The organism is Sorangium sp. So ce406, from assembly GCF_051474675.1.
In the GTDB taxonomy this organism is placed as follows: domain Bacteria; phylum Myxococcota_A; class Polyangia; order Polyangiales; family Polyangiaceae; genus Sorangium; species Sorangium cellulosum_G.
This window is the reverse complement of sequence record NZ_CP150340.1, coordinates 102,427-119,900: the sequence shown is the minus strand read 5'-3', so window position 1 is coordinate 119,900 and position 17,474 is coordinate 102,427. Positions and strand designations below refer to the sequence as shown.

The following is a 17,474-nucleotide window of genomic DNA, read 5'->3' as shown; positions in this document are numbered from 1 at the left end:
GAACTCAGAGATGGAGCCTCGCCGCCGCGCCGCGCGGCGCCCGCTGCGTGCCATCCCCATGACGCCGACCCCTCATGACGCCCTGTTCAAGTCCACGTTCAGCCAGCCGGAGCACGCCGCCGCGGCGCTCCGTCAGGTATTGCCCGCTGCCCTGGCCGCCCGCATCGACTTCGCGTCGCTGGCGCTGCAGTCCGGCAGCTTCATCGACGAAGAGCTCGCCGCCAGCCAGAGCGACCTGCTCTTCTCCGCCAGGCTCGCGGAAGCGCCGCTGTTCATCTACGTGCTCTTCGAGCACCAGAGCACGACGCACCCGCTCATGGCCTTCCGGCTGCTCGAGTACATGGTCCGCATCTGGAAGGGCCACCTCGGGCGCCACCCCAGGTCGACGCGCCTTCCGGCGATCTTGCCGGTGGTGCTGCACCACAGCGACACAGGCTGGACCGCGGCGGTCACGTTCCAGGACGTGGTCGACCTTCCGCCGGAGGTGCTGCGGCTGATCGCCGCATATATCCCGCACTTCCGGTTCGTGCTGGACGACATCAGCAAGGAGACCGACGAGGCGCTGCGGGCGCGGGCGATGACGGCGCTCGGGCGGCTGGTGCTCTGGTGCTTCCGGCACGCGCGTCGCCCGGACGAGCTGGTGGCGCGTTTGTCGGGCTGGTACGAGCTGGTCCGGGAGGTGCGCGGCGCGCCCGGCGGTGGGGCTGCGCTGTCGCGCGTGTGGCGGTATATCTTGAACATCGCCGACCCGGCCCAGCCAAGGGAGCTGCTGCAGCGGCTGCTCGTGGCGGCGGGGCCGGAGGCCGAGGAGGAGATCGTGACCATCGCAGACTACCTTCGCGAGCAGGGCCGCCTGGCGGGCGAGCGGGAGGGCCGCCTGGCGGGGCAGCGAAGCACGCTGCTCAAGCAGCTCCGGCTGCGCTTCGGCGAGCTGCCCGAGCCGGTCGTGGCGCGCGTCCGCGCCGCCGATGCCGCGCAGATCGAAGGGTGGACCGAGCGCGTCCTCTCCTCGCCCACGCTCGACGACTGCCTGACCGAGCGTTGACGCAGCTCCTCCGGCTCCGCTCGGTACGTCGCGATGCTCCCCCATCAGCTCGTCGCTGTTGCCATTGCCTGAAGGAGCTCACTCCCCAGCCCCGTGATCCAGCGCGCTCGCCGTAAGATCCCGTAGGCTCCCGTGTTTCATGCCCATGAACGCGCCTGCCTTGCTCCGCTGCTCTCTGCTGCTCCTCTCGATGGGCTGCGCCGCCAGCGAGCCGGCCCCCGTGGGTCCCCCTGGCCCGGGCGCCGACGACCCCTGCGCGCCGGGTGGAACGCTGCGGCCCACCCGCCGCAACATCGTGGCCACCACCGTCACGCCGGACGGGCAGGTCGTCGACTGGATCCCGATCGCCTCCCAGACGCCCGACGGCAAGATCGCTTCCCCTCCCCCGCCTCGCACACCTCCCCCGCCGGCGGCGAGCCCGGGCGGCGCCGCGCCGCCGCGCTCTCCCACCGAGCCCTCGCTCCAGCTCGGGCCGAGAGGGCCGGCCGGAACGGTGCCGGTGCTCCGCCCTCGGCGACCGCAGTGCGATTGCCTGCCCGGCTACGTCCAGCAAGCCGATGGCTCGTGCGCGGAGCTCGCCTCGCGCTGCTCGGGGGAAGGCGCGATGGCGTCCGGCAAATCGTTCACCGTCTGCTGCCCGGGGCTCGCGCGCGTCCCCGCGATGGCTCGCGTCGACGGCCAGTGCGTGGTCACGGCGCCCGACGCGCACCTCTGCGCGAAGTGCGGCGACGGCGCCTGCGGCGCGGGCGAGAACGACTGCAACTGTCCGGGCGACTGCCACGCAACCAGCCCGGGCCCTGGCGGCGGTACCGACTGATCCCCCAGCGCCACGCCGACCCCGACGGACGCTCCGCGACCCCGACGGACGCCCCGCGCCAGGAGCGCTTGTCTCCCTCGACAGGACCACCGTTCTCCATTACCAGCATCGCATCGCCCTCGGCTGTCATGGCAGAGACGCACCTCCCCTCCCCCGAGCCCACCGCCCTCCGCGCACGCCCGCCGCGAGGCGCTGCCGCGGAGGCGCGCTCCCCGGAGTCCACGACACGGCCCGTCCGCCCATGAGCGCCCTCCTCGCCACCCTCGAGCGGTTCTACGACGCCGTCCCTCGACGGCACGCGGACGCCGAGGACCACGGACCGCTGACCCTCTTCACCCGCCGCGGCGACGGCTGGCCCTACTATGCCCGCCCCACCCTCGGCCGCCGCGGCCCCGTGTCGGCCGAGGACGTGGCCGCGGTGCGCGCGCGTCAGCGCGAGCTCTCGGTCCCGGAAGCGTTCGAGTGGGTGCAGGAGACCACCCCGGGGCTCGACGCCGCGGCCGAGGCCGCCGGCCTGTACGTCCGTCGCTGCCCGCTGCTCGTGCTCTCCGGCGAGCCCGTCCAGGTGCCTTTGCCGGCAGACATCTCGCTGTCGATCGTCACCGCCGAGGATCCGGATCTCGCCGCCATTCAGGCCGTCGCGCTCGTCGCTTTCGGCGCGCTCAGCACCGCAACGGGCCCCGCGGGACCGGCGGAGCGCGACGCCACCGCGGCCGCGCTCCCGGCCGGACACGCGGCCTCGTGGCGCGCGTCGCTGGTCGAGCGGACGCTGGTGCACGCCGCCGCCCGCGGTCGCCACGGCGCCCTCACCGGTCCGCTCTGCGCGGGCAGCTACCAGCACGCGGAGGGCGTGGCCGAGATCGTCGGCGTGGGCACGCTGCCGGCGGCCCGCCGGCAAGGGCTCGCCGCCGCGGTCACCGCCATCCTGGCCCGCCACGCCCTCGACGCCGGCCATCGCACGGTGTTCCTGTCCGCCCAGAACGACGATGTCGCCCGCGTCTACGAGCGCGTCGGCTTCGAGCGCGTGGCCACCGCGTGCATCGCCGAGCCGCCGGAGCAGCCGTAGCGCAGCGCTCCGCCGCGACCTGCGTCAGCCAGGGGCAGCGTGGTAGTCCGGCCCCTCTTCCCCGCGCAGGATCTCGGTCTCGACGACCGACGCGTCCCGCAGGTGCGCCACCGCCCCGAGCTCGCCGTCTCGACGATACGCCGAGAAGGCCTGTTCGTCAGGGAAGGTGACGATGTGAACCTCCTTCAAGCGGAGCCCAGCGCTGTCGGGCGCTGTCACCACGGTCCGCTCGATCGCGCCGCCATACCGGGCCATCACGGCCGCCGCCTTCCTCTCGTAGGCGCGGAACGCGTCGAGCGCCTCGCACCGCACCGTGAGGATCACGACCAGCGTCATCGGAACACCCATGCTCGCGCGACACCGCCGCACGGGCACAAAAAAAAGAGCGCCCATTCGACGGAGGGGGGGGAAACCGTCACGGGCGCTCTGCCCCACGTGATTAGCAGGATGCGGGCCAGGGAACGACACCTGGTTTTCCGCGCGTTTTTTCCTGGGAGCTCGACGTACCCCTTTCGTTCCTGAAATCGAGGCGTGCAATCCTGAGCTCTCCCGGGAGAGCCGGTATCCAGAGCGCCTGTCCTTCCCCACCCCGCGCGCACCGTGGAGGACACGCCTCGAGAGCGGCCGGCTCCGGAGCGCCGGCCCAGCTCCCGCGGCCGCCGCGCTCGACTCGGCGCGACAGCGGCGCGCGCCCGCGTGCGTCGTTGACATCGCCGCCAGGATTGCTCCAATGCGTGCGCCCGCTCCACGCGTGTCCGGACGAGGAGGCATCCGATGCGGCACTTTCTGACCACGATGGACTATACCCGCGCCGAGATCGAGGGCCTCCTCGAGCGCGCGCAGCGCTTCAAGCGGCGGCCGATCGAGCCGCGCCTCCAGGATCGCACCATCGCGCTCGTCTTCTTCAACCCGTCGCTGCGCACGCGCACCTCCTTCGATGTCGGCATCCGGCAGCTCGGCGGCCACGCTGTCGTGCTGGAGCCCGGCCGGGGCGCGTGGCCCATCGAGTTCGAGGACGGCGCCGTGATGGACGGCGAGCCCGAGGAGCACGTGGCGGAGGTCGCCCGCGTGCTCTCGCGCTATGCCGACCTCATCGGCGTGCGCGCGTTCCCCAGGTTCCAGCGCTGGGAAGAGGATCGCCAGGACAAGGTGCTCCAGAGCTTCGCCCGCCACGCGACCGTGCCCGTCATCAACCTGGAGACCATCACCCACCCCTGCCAGGAGCTCGCGCTCGCGCTCGCCATGAAGGAGCGCCTCGGCCGCCTCGACGGCAAGAAGTTCGTCCTCACCTGGACGTACCACCCGCGCCCGCTCAACACCGCAGTCGCCAACTCCGCCGTCCTCATCGCCTCCAAGCTCGGCATGGACGTCACCCTGCTCTGCCCCGGCGAGGAGTACCACCTCGACGACCGCTACCTCGACGCCGCAAGGAAGAGCGCGGCGGACAACGGGCGGAAGCTCACCATCACCTACGACATCGAGTCCGCCTACCGCGGCGCCCACGTCGTGTACGCGAAGAGCTGGGGCGCGATTCCGTACTTCGGGCGCTGGGAGCAGGAGAAGCCCATCCGCGACAAGCACAAACACTTCATCGTCGACGAGCAGAAGATGGCGCTCACCGCCGGCGGGCTCTTCTCCCACTGCCTCCCGGCCCGGCGCAACGTCAAGGTCACGGACGCGGTGATCGACTCGCCCGCTTCCATGGTCATCGATGAAGCCGAGAATCGGCTGCACGTCCAGAAGGCCGTGATGGACCTGCTGGCGAACGGGTGGTGACCACGATGGGCTCGACGCAAGACGTCATCGTCCGCCTGCTCAGGAACCTCGGCAGCCGCAAGGAGGTCGAGCAGTACCTGAAGCAGTACGCGGCGGTCGATCAGCAGAAGTTCGCCGTCATCAAGGTGGGCGGCGCCATCCTCGATGAGGACCTCGAGGCGCTCGCGACCTCGCTCGTGTTCCTGAACCAGGTCGGCCTGTACCCGATCGTCATCCACGGCGCCGGGCCGCAGCTCGACAGGGCGCTCGCCGAGGCGGGCATCCCGACCGAGCGCGTCGACGGGCTGCGCGTCACGACGCCGCGCATCCTGGAGGTCGCCCGCCGCGTCTTCCTCCGCGAGAACCTGCGGCTCGTCGAGGCGCTCGAGGAGATGGGCACGCGCACGCGGCCGATCACGGCGGGCGTCTTCGAGGCCTCGCTGCTGGACGAGGGGCGCCTCGGCCTTGTCGGCAGGGTGGAGCGCGTCCATGTCGACGCGGTGCGGTCCAGCCTCCGCGCGGGGCACCTGCCGATCCTCGCCTGCCTCGGCGAGACGCCGGGCGGGCAGATCGTCAACATCAACGCGGACGTGGCCGCGCGCGAGCTCGCGCTCGCGACGCAGCCGTTCAAGATGATCTTCCTCACGAGCGCGGGCGGCCTCCTCGACGAGCACGGGCGCATCATCTCGGCCGTCAACCTCCAGGAGGACTACGCGGGCCTCATCGCCCAGCCCTGGCTGACCGACGGCATGCGGCTCAAGCTGCAGGAGATCAAGCTCCTGCTCGACGGCCTGCCGGCGACCTCGTCGGTCTCGATCACCGCGCCCGATCACCTGGCGAAGGAGCTCTTCACGCACACGGGATCTGGCACGCTCGTCCGCCGCGGCGAGCGGATCCTGCGGCACGACACGCTGAACGGCATCGACCGCGGCCGGCTGCGCGATCTGCTCGAGGCGTGCTTCGAGCGGAAGCTCGACGAGCACTACTTCGACAAGAAGCCGTTCTACCGCATCTACCTGTCCGACTCGTACCGGGCGACGGCGATCCTCACGCTCGACGCGAAGGACAAGGCGCCGTCGACCCCGTACCTCGACAAGTTCGCGGTGACGACGGAGGCGCAGGGCGTGGGGATCGGCGGCTCGCTCTGGACGCGGATGAAGAGCGAGAACCCGCGGCTGTTCTGGCGCGCGCGGAACGGCAACGAGATCAACCCCTGGTATTTCCAGCAGGCCGAGGGCAGCTACCGCAACGAGAACTGGACGGTGTTCTGGTACGGCCTCTCGAGCTTCGACGACATCCGCGCCTGCATCGATCACGCGCTGTCGCTGCCCGCGACCCTGCGCCAGCACGGCACGGTCGAGCTCTGAGGGCGCGCCCCCCGGCGCGGCGCGGTCGTCGCGCCGCGCTCGGGCTCAGGACGACGCGCCGCCGTCGCGCTCCGGCACAGGGCGGATCAGCCTCGTTGTCGTCGCGCCCGCCTCGGCGGGGGGCTCGCGCGTCGCGCCGGCCGGCGCGTCCGACCGGGATGTTTCCGGCGGCTGCGACGGCGGGGGGCCCGACCTCTTGTCGGCGCCGCGCCCCTTCGCAGGCCGCCTGGACGATCGCTTCGGCTTCGCGGGCGCGCCGAGCTCCTCCGGGGGGCGCGGCTTCTTGAGCGCGCGCGGCGGCAGGAGCTCGGAGTCGACGGCGACCTTCTTCGCCATGAAGATCGCGGCGTCGAGCCGGTAGAAGCTGCGCTTTCGATAGAACCTGAGCGCGCCGATGTTGTTCTCGGCCACCTCGAGCACGAGGTGGGTGCACCCGTGGATGCGCGCGAGGTGCTCGAGCTGCTCGAGCATGAAGGCGCCGACGCCGCGGCCCTGGTACTCGGGGTGGACCGCGAGCTCCTCGACGAAGAGCGGCCGCATGTCGTGCTTCGTGAAGTACCGCTCGTTCATCCAGTTGTCGGTCCCGGTGATCTCGAACGCGCACTCGGCGTAGCCGACGATCTCCTGGACTTCCCCTTGACGGACCTCGAAGAGGAGCTGCTCGACGCCTTCTTCCTCGTAGACCTCCAGGAACCGCTTCTTCGAGCGTGGCCGCTGGTACTCGACCGTCTCCCGGTTCACGTCGCGGAACACCTTCTTGAGAAACTCCCAAACGCGGTTCAGGTCGCGTCGGTGGATCCGGCGTACGTGGATGAGGCTCTCCTCCCCGGTGCCGGGGGAGCTCGGTGGGGCCTTGCTCATTGTCGCGTGCAGTCTACAGGAGCCAGGCGGCAAGGGCACATCGCGACGAGCGCCAGGCTTGGGGGGAGTCGAGGAGAGGTCTTGCCGAGCTGCCCGGCCCGGTGGGGCGGCGGGGACGCGTGCCCCCGCCGTGTGACCAGGCCTACTGGTGGCCGCTGACCTGCTGGAGGCGCGCGTTGATGACGTCCCAGTTCAGGCCGGAGAGCACGTTGGCCACGTAGTCCGCCTTCTTGGTCTGGTAGTCCGCGAAGTAAGCGTGCTCCCAGGCGTCGATGGCGACCATGATATGCGTGTTCGCGAACAGACCCACGTCGTGCTCGGTCCGGACGAGGTTATTCAGGAGCTTCTTCTCCTGATAGTCGTACACGAGCACCGTCCAGCCGTGGGCGCTCAGGAGCGACGCCTTCGCGTCGGCCAGCCAGTTATCGAAGCTGCCGAACGACGACTCGATGAGCTGCTTCGCCTGGGCGCTCGGCTGCGTCGAGCCGTTGCCGATGTTCTCGAAGTAGAGCTCGTGCAGCACCGTGCCGTTGAAGGCGACAGGCTCGCGGCGCTTGAGCTCGCTGTACGCGTTGTACGAGTAGTTCGGCGCGCTGCGGTCCGCCTTGCCGAGCTGCTCCCAGATCTCGTTCAGCTTCTTCACGTAGCCCTGGTACAGGGTGAAATGCGCCTTGAGCTGCAGATCACTCAAGCCCTTGGCGTTGCCGCCGAGGAGATGGTCGAAGTTCTTCGGTTCGCGGGCCATGGGTGCCTCCTGACGAGTGCCGCGAGCAACGCGTGCCGCGGGGTTGGGTGGCCGCTCTACCGCTGCTGCTGTCCGGTAGCAACCCTGCCGTGCGCGTGACTCGCGGCCACCTCGCGGCGCCGGTCCGCCCGAGATCCATGCGGGAAATCCGTACGGCGCCGAGCCCCTCCCCGCGAAACGTTGAACGCCGCGCCCGTTTCGGTCGATACTCCCGGGACTTGCTGTTCCTTCACGCAAGGAGGCGACCTCGTCCCATGCCGGCTCGTACACAGGGAACCCATCCGACGGCCGCGCTCGCGGCGGCGCTGTGCCTGCTCGGCGCAGCGGCGCGCGCAGAGGCGCAGGAACCCGCGAGACCCGAGGGGTTCGCGCTCGACAGGTTCCAGCCCGCGCCTGCCGGCGACAGGATGTTCGGAGTCCCGTCCGCCTACACAGCAGGAGACACATCACCGCACATCATGATCCTCGGCGATTATGCCCAGGATCCGCTGGTGTTGCGGCGGGAGTCGGGAAACGAGGAGTTCGACGCCGGCAAGGTCGTCGGCAGCCAGCTCCTGCTCCACCTGAACGCCTCGCTCTCCCTCTGGAAGCACCTCACGGTGAACGTCGATCTGCCGCTCGCGCTCCAGTCCGGCGACGGCGGGGCCGCCTCGGGGGCGCTGCTCCCGCAGCCGTCCAGCAGCGCGCTCGGCGACCTCCGGCTCGGCGCGCGCGCGACGCTCTTCGGCGGCTACTTCGACCCGTTCCAGATCGCCATCGCCGGCCACGTGTTTCTGCCGACCGGCAGCCCCGAGGCGTACTCCGGTGACGGCAGCGTGCGCGGCGGGCCCCAGCTCATCCTCGGCGGCCACCTCGATCGCGCGGTGTGGTCGCTCGCCGCGGGGCCGGAGTTCCGGTCCACCCGGCAGTTCGCCAACGTCGAGCAGGGGATGATGGTGCACTGGGGCGCCGGCGTCGGGCTGCTGCTCGACGACGAGCGGCGCCTGCAGATCGGGCCGGAGATCACCGGCTCGGTCACGGTCTCCGACGTCCAGCAGCGCACCACCAACCTCGAGGCCCTGCTCGGCGGGCGCTACCGCTTCGCCGACGACTTCGAGGCCGGGCTCGGCGTGGGCCCCGGCCTCACCGCGGGCGTCGGCACGCCGTCGTTCCGCGCGGCGGCCCTCATCGCCTACTCGCCCGAGGTGAAGCCGCCCGTGAAGGACCGCGACGGCGACGGCATCCCCGACGCGGACGACGCCTGCCCGGACGTCGCGGGCGTCGGCAGCGCGGATCGCGCGAAGCACGGCTGTCCGCCGCCGAAGGACGCGGACCACGACGGCATCCTCGACGCCGTCGACGCCTGCCCCGCGGTGGCCGGCGTCGCCTCGCCGGACCCGAAGAAGAACGGCTGCCCGCCGCCCGGGGATCGCGACAAGGACGGCGTCCTCGACGACGTCGACGCGTGCCCGGATCAGGCCGGCCCGGCGAGCGACGACCCGAAGGCGAACGGCTGCCCGCCGCCGCCCGATCGCGACAGCGACAAGATCCCCGATCCCTCGGACGCGTGCCCGGAGATCCCCGGCGTCGCCACGACCGATCCGGCCACGAACGGCTGCCCGGGCGACACCGACGGCGACGGCATCCGCGACGACAAGGACGCCTGCCCGAACGAGAAGGGCAAGGCCGACGAGGACCCGAAGCAGAACGGGTGCCCGGTCGCGGTCCGCGTGACCGAGACCGAGATCGTCATCCTCCAGCAGGTGCAGTTCGACACCGGCAAGGCGACCATCCGGCCGGTGAGCGACGAGCTGCTCGACGAGGTCGCCGGCGTGCTCAAGGACCACCCCGAGATCCTCAAGATCGAGGTCCAGGGCCACACCGACGACCGCGGCACGCGCCAGTTCAACACGAAGCTGAGCCAGGCCCGCGCCGAGTCGGTGCAGCGGGCGCTCGTCGAGCGCGGCATCGCGGCCGATCGCCTGCAGGCCAAGGGGTACGGGCCTGACGTCCCGATCGCGGAGAACAAGACCGAGGCGGGGCGCCAGAAGAACCGGCGCGTCCAGTTCAACATCGTCGAGAAGGCAAAGAAGCAGCAATAGGGCTGGAGGCTTCGATGGCAAAGCGATTGGCATACACGGGGCTCACCAGCGCCGCGCTGCTCGGGGCGCTCTCGGGGACCGCGAGCGCGGATCCCGTCAACCGGGTCCAGGTGGCGCAGCGGGGCGACTTCGTCCTCATCGGCAACACGCTCGCGCACGACTGCGCCTCGACCACGCCGGCGCCGACGCTGGGGACGGTCGGGGCGTGCGGCGCGAGCGCGACGCTCAGCGACTCGGCGCCCGACATCTACTGGCGGTCCGACAGCCCCCTCGCAGGGCAGGCCGAGGCGAACAACACGATATCTCCCTCGGCGGCCCGCAGCACCGCGGTGCTCAGCCTCCCGGCGGGCGCGCGGGTGACGCACGCCTACCTCTACTGGGCGGTGAGCCGCTCCTCGGGCACGGCGGATCTCACCGTGACCCTGGATCGGCCCGGCACCTTCGCCTCCGACGTGACGGGCACCCTGTCGGGCGAGGCGCTCACCGGCCTCACGCACTCGCAGGCGGTCGCCGACGTCACCTCGATCGTGCAGACGCGCGGCGCGGGGGCCTATCGCCTGAGCGGCATCCTGAACGCGGCCGCCCTCAACGGCGTGACCCAGGCGTTCACGTTCGCCGGCTGGTGGATGGTCGTGCTCTACGAGCAGACGACCGCGCCCGCGCGGAACCTCGCCATCTTCGACGGGCTGGATCCGGTGATCGACGGCGCGACCGTGGGCTGGACGATCTCGGGGTTCGTCGTCCCCTCGGGCGCGGGCCCGGCGAAGCTCGGCGTCATCGGCTACGACGGCGACAGCTCGACCGGCGACGCGCTCGAGTGGAACGGGACGGCGCTGTTCGACGCGCAGAACCCGGCGAACAATTTCTTCAACAGCTCCCGCTCCTTCCTCGGCGCGCCGGCGTCCACGGCGGGCGACCTGCCGCGGCTCACCGGCGGGCCGCTGAGCATGAGCGGCATCGACATCGACGTCGTCCAGGTCCCGCCCGATCTGCTCAGGGCCGGCGACACCGACGCGCAGATCGGCGCGGTCGTCTCGGGCGCCGACAGCTACCTGCTCGGCGGCATCGTCACGTCGGTGCCGACGCTCCTGCCGGATCTCTCCACCTCGAGCAAGTCGGTCCTGGACCTCGACGGCGGCGGCGTCTCGCCCGGCGACACGCTCGAATACACGATCATCGTCGCGAACACCGGGGACGACGAGGCCGCGGGGGTCGTGCTGAACGACCCGCTGCCCGCCGGGGTCACGTACGTGGCGGGCTCGCTCGAGATCGCGACGGGCCCGAACGCGGGCGGCGTGACCGACGCGGCCGGCGACGACGAGGGCGAGTACATCGCCGGCTCCCGGAGGATCCGCGTCCGGCTCGGGAGCGGCGCCAGCGCGGCCAGCGGCGGCTCGCTCGGCGTCGGCGAGACCACGACGGTGCGGTTCCGCGTCACCATCGACGCGGGCACGAACGACGAGATCGTGAACCAGGCGCTCGTCACCGGGCAGAGCCCCGAGGGCGGGGCCGCCCAGGAGTACCCCACGGACAGCGACGGCGCCGCGCCGGGCGCGCAGCCCACGGCGATCCTCGTCGACAGCGACAGCGACGGCCTCAGCGACGGCGACGAGATCGACGCCGGCACCGATCCGAACGACGCCGACTCGGACGACGACGGCATCGCCGACGGCGACGAGCAGCTCTGGGACCGCGACACGGACGGCGACGGCCTCGTGAACGCGCTCGACGTCGACAGCGACAACGACGGCCTCTTCGACGCGACGGAGATCGGCCTGACGGACTGCAACGGGCCGGGCACCAACGCGCTGGCGGGGCACTGCGTGCCCGACGGCGACGGCGGGGCGACGACGACCGAGCCGCTGGACGCGGACACCGACAACGGCGGCGTCCCCGACGGCTCGGAGGACGCGAACCTGAACGGCGTGCTCGACCCCGGCGAGACGGATCCGACGGCCGGGCACGGCAGCGACGACACCCAGAACGCCGACTCGGACGGCGACGGGCTCAGCGACGCCCTCGAGGAGTACCTCGGCACGTCGCCGACCGACGCCGACTCCGACGACGACGGCGTGCGCGACGGCGACGAGCCGAACCCGACCGACGACAACGACGGCGACGGGCTGATCAACGCCCTCGACATCGACAGCGACAACGACGGCCTCTTCGACGGCACCGAGCTCGGCCTCGGCTGCGCCGGGCCGGGCACCGACGCGGCGGCGGGCCACTGCAGGCCGGACGGCGACGCCGGCGCGACCAAGACGTCGCCGCTCCGGGCCGACACCGACCGCGGCGGCGTGACCGACGGCTCGGAGGACACGGATCTCGACGGCATGGTCGACGCGGGCGAGACCGACCCTCGCGCCGGCCAGCACGCCGACGACCGGCTGATCACGGACAGCGACAGCGACGGGCTGAGCGACGCCCTCGAGGCCGCGCTCGGCACGGACCCGAACGACGCCGACACGGACGGCGACGGCGTGCGCGACGGCGCCGAGCCGAACCCGACGGACGACACGGACGGCGACGGGCTGATCAACCCGCTCGACGTCGACAGCGACAACGACGGCCTCTTCGACGGCACCGAGCTCGGCCTGGGCTGCGACGGGCCCGGCACCGCGCCGTCGAGGCGCTGCGTCGCCGACGCGGACGCGGGCGCCACGAGGACGTCGCCGCTCGACGCGGACTCGGACAACGGCGGCGCGAGCGACGGCTCGGAGGACGCCAACCTGAACGGCGTGGCGGACAACGGCGAGACCAACCCGACCCGCGGCCACGGCGACGACGACGGCGGCAACGACGACGCGGACGAGGACGGGCTGAGCGACGATCTCGAGGAGACGCTGGGCACCGATCCGGGCGACGCCGACACCGACGACGACGGCGTGCAGGACGGGCAGGAGCCGAACCCCAGCGACGACACGGACGGCGACGGCCTCGTCAACGCGCGCGACGTGGACAGCGACGACGACGGCCTCTTCGACGGCACGGAGATGGGCCTCGGCTGCGACGGCCCGGGCACCGACGAGGCGGCCGGCCACTGCACGGCGGACGCCGACAGCTCGGTCACGACGTCGGCGGTGAACCGCGACAGCGATCGGGGCGGCGCGACCGACGGCTCGGAGGACGCGAACCTGAACGGCGCGATCGAGGCGGGCGAGACCGATCCGAGCGCGGGCCACGGCGGCGACGACGCGCAGAACGGCGACGGCGACGGCGACGGGCTGAGCGACGATCTCGAGGTGTTCCTCGGATCGGATCCGGCGGATCGCGACACCGACAACGACGGCCTGCTCGACGGCGACGAGCCGAACCCGAGCGACGACGGCGACGGCGACGATCTCGTGGACGTCCTCGACGCGGACAGCGACGGGGACGGGCTCTTCGACGGCACCGAGGCGGGGAAGGACTGCGCCGACACGGACACCGACCCCGAGGCGGCGAGCTGCACGCCGGACGCGGACGGCGGGCTCTCGACCACGAGCGCGGTGGATCCCGACACCGATCGCGGCGGCGTCGTCGACGGCGAGGAGGACCTGAACCACAACGGCGCGGTCGACGAGGGCAGCGCCGAGACCGATCCGAACAACGCCGGCGACGATCGCGGCGATCGCGACGGCGACGGGCTCTCGAACAGCGAGGAGACGGCGCTCGGCACCGATCCGGACGACGCCGACACCGACGACGACGGGGTGATCGACGGCGAGGAGATCGAGCCCGGCGCCGACACGGACGGGGACGGGAAGATCAACGCGCGCGATCCCGACAGCGACGGCGACGGGCTCTTCGACGGCACCGAGATGGGCAAGGACTGCTCGCACGAGGACACCAACCTCGACGTGAAGACGTGCGTGCCCGACGGCGACGGCGGGGAGACCACGACCGATCCGACGGTGGCCGACACGGACGGCGGCGGGGCGATCGACGGCGAGGAGGACGCGGACCACGACGGCGTTGTCGACGCGGGCGAGCGGGATCCGAACGACCCTTCGGACGACGTGCCCCCGGTGTGCGAGGAGGACAGCGATTGCGGCCCCGGGATGGTGTGCGACCAGGCCACGAAGGAGTGCGTCGCGGGTTGCCGCGCTCCGGACGGGTCGATCGGCCCGTGCCCCACGGCGCCGCCCGGCGAGGGCGTCGTGGTGCAAGGCGGCGGCTGCGCCTGCACGGTCGGCGCGGACGACGACGGCGGCCGCTCGGCGCCGTGGGCCCTGCTGGCGATCGGCGCCTGCGCGGCCGCGCTGCACCGGCGCCGCCGGAGCTGAGCGCGCCTCCTCGACGGCGCCCCCGACGCGGAGCCGGCGGGGGCGCCGGTGTTGCAAGTCAACGGGAACACTGAACTATTCGAGAACCTTGCACGCGAGGGCGAGCCCATCCGAGGTTGCGCCTGGCCCCAACCACGTTGCGCCCGGCCCTCGCTGCCCCGCCCGACGGGCGCGGCCCCCACGAACCCCCGGCCCGATGCGCCGCGGGTTGCCATCCGCCGTCCGTGGTCTAACGATAATTTTTCACGGGAGAGTGCATCTTGCTCCGACCTTCTGATTCCGTCGTTCGCGCCATCACGATCGATGGCGCCTTTCGCGTCATCACCGCGCTGACCACCGAGACGGTGCGCGGGGCCATCGCGGTGCAATCGGCCTCCGGCAAGACCGCGCAGCGGCTCGGAGAGCTCATCACCGGCGCCATCCTCGTGCGCGAGGCGATGGCGCCGAACCTGCGGGTGCAGGCGATCATCAAGGGCGCGTCCGGCAACGGGACGCTCGTGGCCGACTCGCACCCCGACGGCACGAGCCGCGGCCTCGTCAACCTGGGCAAGGGCGCCGCCGACGGGAGCGCCGTCGAGGTCGGCGCAGGGTCGCTGCTGCAGGTCATGCGCACGCTGCCGAGCGGCATGCTCCACCAGGGGGTCGTCGAGGTCCCGGCCGAGGGCGGCATCTCCGGCGGCCTCATGGCGTACATGCAGGAGTCCGAGCAGGTCGTCTCGATGATCGCCGTGGCGACGCTCCTCGGCGAGGACGGCGTCGGCGCCTCCGGCGGGTACCTCGTGCAGCTCCTGCCCGAGGTCGAGCGCGGCCCGCTCATGGTGATGACCGAGCGGCTGAAGGACTTCGAGCGCCTCGACGACGTGCTCGCGCACGAGGGCGCCTCGGCGGACGTGCTGCTCGAGGAGCTGCTCCACGGCATGCCGTTCTCGCGGCTCGACGACTCGCCGCTCAGCTTCAGCTGTCGCTGCAGCGAGCTCCGGGTCATGACCACGCTGGCGAGCCTGCCGAGGAGCGACATCGAGGAGATGGTCGAGGACGGCAAGATCCTCGACATCCGCTGCGACTACTGCGGCAAGGACTACCAGGTCTCGCCGTCGCAGCTCCGCTCGCTGCTGACGACGAGCTGACCGCCGGGCGGCCAGCGCGCCCGCGCGCGCCCGCCGGCGCGGCGCTCGTCACGCCGGCTGGCGGGGCGAGAGGCCGCGCATCACGAAGCCGATGACCCGCTCCACCTCGACCTCGTCGTCCCACGCCGCGTCGGGGGCGACGAAGACGCGGTGGAGGATGTACCCCGCGAACGTCGAGGCGACGCACCGGAGGACGAGGGGCGGCGGCCAGTCGACGATCTGCCCCTCGCGCTGGAAGCGCTCGATCAGCGCGAGCCCCTTCGCGAGGAACGGCGCGTACACCCGGCTCATGACGCCGACCCGCAGCTCCGCGTCGAACGGCAGCTCCTGCGCGAGGATGCGCACGAGCCGCGGGTGCTCGCGCACGAAGGCGATGCGCTCGGCGAGGAGCGCCCGCAGGAACGCCTCGAAGCTCGGGTACGTCGCGTTGAAGAGCGGGTCCATGGACCGCGCCATCGCGGGCCCCACGAGCTGCTCGATGGCGGGGCCGAGCACGCCGAGCAGGAGATCCCTCTTGCTGGGGAAGTACTTGAAGATCGTCGCCTCCGCGACCCCCGCGCGCCGCGCGATGTCCCGGGTCGCTGTCCCGTGGAAGCCCTGCTCCGCGAACGCGGTCACCGCGGCCTCGACGATCTTCTTCTGGGCCTCGGTCAACGTGTCGCTCGAGCGCGCGCGTCGGCTCATCGGCGTCCTCTCTGCTCAGCGCTGCGCGGCGCCGGCCCTGCGGGTGAAGATCCGGTCGAGCGCCCGCCCGAGCGCGCGCTCGTCGAGCGGATCGCTGCGCACGCCGATGTAGCCGTCCGGCCGGACGAGCACGGCGGCCTCCGTGTCGACGCCGTACGCCGCGTGGGCGTGCCCGTCGGGGTCTGCGTACCCTCCGCCGTCCGCGCGCGCGCCGATGACCAGGACCTTCACGTCCGGCCCGCTGCGCTGCGCTGCGAGCTGCCGCGCGCGCTCGCGCGCCGCGCCGTCTGCCGGCTGCCGGCCGGTGAAGAGCAGCAGCGTCGATCCGAGGCCGCGCATCGCGTCGAAGAGGTGGACCTGCTCGCCTGCCTCGTCGCGCAGCACGGCGTCCGGCGCGCGGTCGCCGGCGCGCGGGCCGCGCGCGGGCGCGGTCCCGATCTGCACCGACAGGGGGCTCTTCCGGTAACGGATCTTGAGCTGGGAGACGAACCCCACGATCCGGCGCTGCACGGCGGCGATGCCGAAGGCGCGGGACACGAGGCGCGGCGCGACAGCGCGCAGCGTCCGGCCCACCGGGCCGTGGCCGGCCAGGGCCCCGAAGAGTCGGTCGGTGAAGGCGACCAGCCGGCGGGCCACGGGCAGCCGCTCCACCTCGTAGGTGTCGAGCACCCACGCGGGCATGCGGCCCTGCTCGACGGCCGCGAGCTTCCACGCGAGGTTGTAGGCGTCCTGGATCCCGGTGTTCATCCCCTGCCCGCCGGCCGGGCTGTGGATGTGCGCCGCGTCTCCGGCGAGGAACACGCGCCCGTCGCGCAGCCGCGTGGCCACGCGGTGATGCAGCCGGTAGCGCGAGAGGACGATCGCCTTCTGTACCTGGAAGGGCACCGGGATCATCTCGCGCATCATGCCCTCGAACTCCTCGAGCGAGGGCGGGGCGCCGTGCGCAGGCGGCGCTTCCGGCCGGATGAGGATGATCCGGAACCGATGGCTGCCGGGCACGGGAAAGGCTGCTGCGACGCCCCGGCGCGACGGGCTGAGGTAGATCTCGCCGTCCGGCAGCGGCCAGTCCATGACGAGGTCGCCGAGCGCGCAGTGGTCGTCGTAGGTGTCGCCCTCGAAGCCGATGTCCGCGCCCTTGCGGACGGCGCTGCGCGCGCCGTCGCAGCCGAGGAGCCACTTCGCGCGCACCTCTTCGGCGCTCCCGTCGGCCCGGCGGAGCGTGCAGGTGACGCCGTCGCTGTCCTGCGCGTAGGAGGCGAGCTCGACGCCGCGCTCGAGCTTCACGCCGAGCCCGGGGAGCCGCGACGCCAGGACGCTCTCGGTGTCGAACTGCTGGATGACGAAGACGCCGGGCACGGGCGTGGCCAGCTCCGGAAAATCGAAGATGGGCAGCCGCGCGCGCCGTCCGCCCGCGAGCAGCACGTTGAGCCCCTCGACGCGACGGGCGTGCGCGAGGGCTGCGTCGAGGAGCCCCATGGCGCCGAAGAGCTCCATCGTGCGCGTCTGCACGGCGAGCGCGCGCGAGTGATCCGGCGGCGGCGTCGTTGCCTTGTCGACGATCCGCACGGTGAGCCCCCGCCTGGCGAGCTCCCCGGCCATGGTGAGCCCCGTCGGCCCTCCGCCGACCACGAGCGCGTCCAACGCTTCCGTCATGGCGTACC

General features: G+C 72.1%; 13 protein-coding genes. 8 read left to right on the top strand and 5 right to left on the bottom strand.

Translation table 11 applies throughout. The features are described from left to right. Window positions 1–58: 58 nt before the first annotated feature. The 3 genes from WME96_RS00445 to WME96_RS00435 all read left to right on the top strand — a co-directional run bounded on the left by WME96_RS00445 (window position 59) and on the right by WME96_RS00435 (window position 2,928). Complete coding sequence (locus WME96_RS00445; RefSeq protein ID WP_437288213.1) at window positions 59–1,045, top strand: Rpn family recombination-promoting nuclease/putative transposase; 987 nt, start codon at window positions 59–61, stop codon at window positions 1,043–1,045. A 139-nt stretch (window positions 1,046–1,184) separates the two neighbouring features. Further along, the gene (locus tag WME96_RS00440; protein WP_437288212.1) at window positions 1,185–1,862 is read left to right on the top strand and encodes a hypothetical protein; all 678 of its coding nucleotides are present in this window, start codon (window positions 1,185–1,187) and stop codon (window positions 1,860–1,862) included. Window positions 1,863–2,103: 241 nt separating this feature from the next. Continuing rightward, window positions 2,104–2,928: a GNAT family N-acetyltransferase gene (locus WME96_RS00435; RefSeq protein ID WP_437288211.1), complete on the top strand. Its 825-nt coding sequence runs from the start codon at window positions 2,104–2,106 to the stop codon at window positions 2,926–2,928. A 24-nt stretch (window positions 2,929–2,952) separates the two neighbouring features. On the opposite strand, the gene WME96_RS00430 is transcribed toward WME96_RS00435, so the two are convergent. Further along, window positions 2,953–3,264, bottom strand: a complete 312-nt coding sequence (locus WME96_RS00430; protein ID WP_061614599.1) for a hypothetical protein — start codon at window positions 3,262–3,264, stop codon at window positions 2,953–2,955. 438 nt (window positions 3,265–3,702) lie between these two features. On the opposite strand from WME96_RS00430, the gene WME96_RS00425 reads away from it, so the two are divergent. Next, the gene (locus WME96_RS00425) at window positions 3,703–4,704 is read left to right on the top strand and encodes an N-acetylornithine carbamoyltransferase (protein WP_433932615.1); all 1,002 of its coding nucleotides are present in this window, start codon (window positions 3,703–3,705) and stop codon (window positions 4,702–4,704) included. Window positions 4,705–4,709: 5 nt separating this feature from the next. Then, window positions 4,710–6,050 (top strand): acetylglutamate kinase, encoded by a 1,341-nt coding sequence (locus tag WME96_RS00420; protein ID WP_437288210.1) that lies wholly within the window; start codon window positions 4,710–4,712, stop codon window positions 6,048–6,050. A 45-nt stretch (window positions 6,051–6,095) separates the two neighbouring features. On the opposite strand, the gene WME96_RS00415 is transcribed toward WME96_RS00420, so the two are convergent. Together WME96_RS00415 and WME96_RS00410 are read right to left on the bottom strand one after the other, a co-directional pair. Beyond that, entirely contained in the window at window positions 6,096–6,911 is an 816-nt protein-coding gene (locus WME96_RS00415) for a GNAT family N-acetyltransferase (RefSeq protein WP_437288209.1), read from the bottom strand. Between the two features lie 142 nt (window positions 6,912–7,053). Then, window positions 7,054–7,656 carry a superoxide dismutase gene (locus WME96_RS00410; protein WP_437288208.1) on the bottom strand — a complete coding sequence of 201 codons (603 nt, stop codon included), beginning with the start codon at window positions 7,654–7,656 and terminating at the stop codon, window positions 7,054–7,056. 254 nt (window positions 7,657–7,910) lie between these two features. Between WME96_RS00410 and WME96_RS00405 the strand changes: the two genes are divergently transcribed. The 3 genes from WME96_RS00405 to WME96_RS00395 all read left to right on the top strand — a co-directional run bounded on the left by WME96_RS00405 (window position 7,911) and on the right by WME96_RS00395 (window position 15,129). Beyond that, complete coding sequence (locus tag WME96_RS00405; RefSeq protein ID WP_437288207.1) at window positions 7,911–9,737, top strand: OmpA family protein; 1,827 nt, start codon at window positions 7,911–7,913, stop codon at window positions 9,735–9,737. A 14-nt stretch (window positions 9,738–9,751) separates the two neighbouring features. Next, entirely contained in the window at window positions 9,752–14,002 is a 4,251-nt protein-coding gene (locus WME96_RS00400) for a hypothetical protein (protein WP_437288206.1), read from the top strand. A gap of 260 nt (window positions 14,003–14,262) precedes the next feature. Further along, window positions 14,263–15,129 (top strand): Hsp33 family molecular chaperone HslO, encoded by an 867-nt coding sequence (locus WME96_RS00395; protein WP_437288205.1) that lies wholly within the window; start codon window positions 14,263–14,265, stop codon window positions 15,127–15,129. A gap of 48 nt (window positions 15,130–15,177) precedes the next feature. On the opposite strand, the gene WME96_RS00390 is transcribed toward WME96_RS00395, so the two are convergent. Both WME96_RS00390 and WME96_RS00385 read right to left on the bottom strand, forming a co-directional pair. After that, the gene (locus tag WME96_RS00390; RefSeq protein WP_437288204.1) at window positions 15,178–15,813 is read right to left on the bottom strand and encodes a TetR/AcrR family transcriptional regulator; all 636 of its coding nucleotides are present in this window, start codon (window positions 15,811–15,813) and stop codon (window positions 15,178–15,180) included. Between the two features lie 15 nt (window positions 15,814–15,828). After that, window positions 15,829–17,466: an FAD-dependent monooxygenase gene (locus tag WME96_RS00385; RefSeq protein ID WP_437288203.1), complete on the bottom strand. Its 1,638-nt coding sequence runs from the start codon at window positions 17,464–17,466 to the stop codon at window positions 15,829–15,831. Window positions 17,467–17,474: the final 8 nt, after the last annotated feature.

Bases quoted from the DNA above. Each gene is read 5' to 3' on its own strand.
- WME96_RS00385 (WP_437288203.1), bottom strand. From the start codon at position 17,466: ATGACGGAAGCGTTGGACGCGCTCGTGGTCGGCGGAGGGCCGACGGGG.
- WME96_RS00445 (WP_437288213.1), top strand. From the start codon at position 59: ATGACGCCGACCCCTCATGACGCCCTGTTCAAGTCCACGTTCAGCCAG.
- WME96_RS00430 (WP_061614599.1), bottom strand. From the start codon at position 3,264: ATGACGCTGGTCGTGATCCTCACGGTGCGGTGCGAGGCGCTCGACGCG.
- WME96_RS00440 (WP_437288212.1), top strand. From the start codon at position 1,185: ATGCCCATGAACGCGCCTGCCTTGCTCCGCTGCTCTCTGCTGCTCCTC.
- WME96_RS00400 (WP_437288206.1), top strand. From the start codon at position 9,752: ATGGCAAAGCGATTGGCATACACGGGGCTCACCAGCGCCGCGCTGCTC.
- WME96_RS00415 (WP_437288209.1), bottom strand. From the start codon at position 6,911: ATGAGCAAGGCCCCACCGAGCTCCCCCGGCACCGGGGAGGAGAGCCTC.
- WME96_RS00410 (WP_437288208.1), bottom strand. From the start codon at position 7,656: ATGGCCCGCGAACCGAAGAACTTCGACCATCTCCTCGGCGGCAACGCC.
- WME96_RS00390 (WP_437288204.1), bottom strand. From the start codon at position 15,813: ATGAGCCGACGCGCGCGCTCGAGCGACACGTTGACCGAGGCCCAGAAG.
- WME96_RS00420 (WP_437288210.1), top strand. From the start codon at position 4,710: ATGGGCTCGACGCAAGACGTCATCGTCCGCCTGCTCAGGAACCTCGGC.
- WME96_RS00425 (WP_433932615.1), top strand. From the start codon at position 3,703: ATGCGGCACTTTCTGACCACGATGGACTATACCCGCGCCGAGATCGAG.
- WME96_RS00405 (WP_437288207.1), top strand. From the start codon at position 7,911: ATGCCGGCTCGTACACAGGGAACCCATCCGACGGCCGCGCTCGCGGCG.
- WME96_RS00435 (WP_437288211.1), top strand. From the start codon at position 2,104: ATGAGCGCCCTCCTCGCCACCCTCGAGCGGTTCTACGACGCCGTCCCT.